Here is an 855-nt window from a genome sequence, read left to right as displayed (position 1 = left end):
ATGGTGCGCGTGGTCGCGGACTTGGTGCGGGCACCGTTGGCGTTGACCCGGGGCACGACCGTGACCTCACGCTCAGCGGCGGCAATGTCCTCATGCCGCAGCCCAAGAACCTCCCCGATCCGCATCCCGCTGTCATAGAGCAGCGCGAACAGCAGCCGATCGCGTAACCGCTCGCAGGCATCCAGGACGGCCTGGGCCTCGGCCACCGTCAGCACCCGGGGCAGCTTGCGTGGCGTCTTCAACGCGATCGTTCGACGGGCGATCGGCTGATCTCTACTGATGTGGTGCAGGAATGGCTTCCATCCACCACGTTGCCCCGCCGGACCCCAAGTGATCAGCAACTCGCCCAGGTCCACCCCGTGACGGCTCGCGTGCTGGTAGAACGCCGACAACGCCGACAGCTTCCGGTTCACCGTGCTGGCCGACACATGTTGCTCGACCGACGGCAGCACCATGACCTTGCCCTCCCGAGCAGGTGGCGGCAGGCGCAGCCAGGCCACGAACTCGCCGATGTCTTCCAACCGGACCTCGCGCCAGTCCAGGCCACGACCGTCGAGGAAGGTGAAATAGTCCTTCAAATCATGCGCATACGCCTTGATTGTGTTCGGCGATCGTTCGATGTCGGTGAGATACGCCAGATACCGCTCGATCGGCTCGACCGGGAGATCGTCATCCCCCAGAACGGTCCAGGACTCAAGCGACGAGGCGGGCATGACCACCCGCTGAACAAGCATGGCTCCTCCGGAAGATCCGCGTGCTGGACAGCGGTAGATAACCACGTCCACCAGCCAGAATCCGGACCCTCACACCCACGTGATCGACGTGCAAGACAGCCCTCAGAGGGCTCAAGATAAC

The 855-nt window shown here is 63.9% G+C and carries 1 protein-coding gene; it reads right to left on the bottom strand.

Annotation, left to right across the window (positions count from 1 at the left end; translation table 11 throughout):
- On the bottom strand, nt 1–734 hold a 734-nt coding region (locus tag ABEA43_RS67785), incomplete at its 3' end, for a tyrosine-type recombinase/integrase (protein ID WP_345581587.1).
- Between the last annotated feature and the right edge of the window lie 121 nt (nt 735–855).

The sequence above is a fragment of the Nonomuraea rosea genome (assembly GCF_039539705.1).
Classification (GTDB): Bacteria; Actinomycetota; Actinomycetes; order Streptosporangiales; family Streptosporangiaceae; genus Nonomuraea; species Nonomuraea rosea.
The sequence above is the reverse complement of the archived record's forward strand: the minus strand, read 5'-3'. Positions and strand labels throughout refer to the sequence as shown.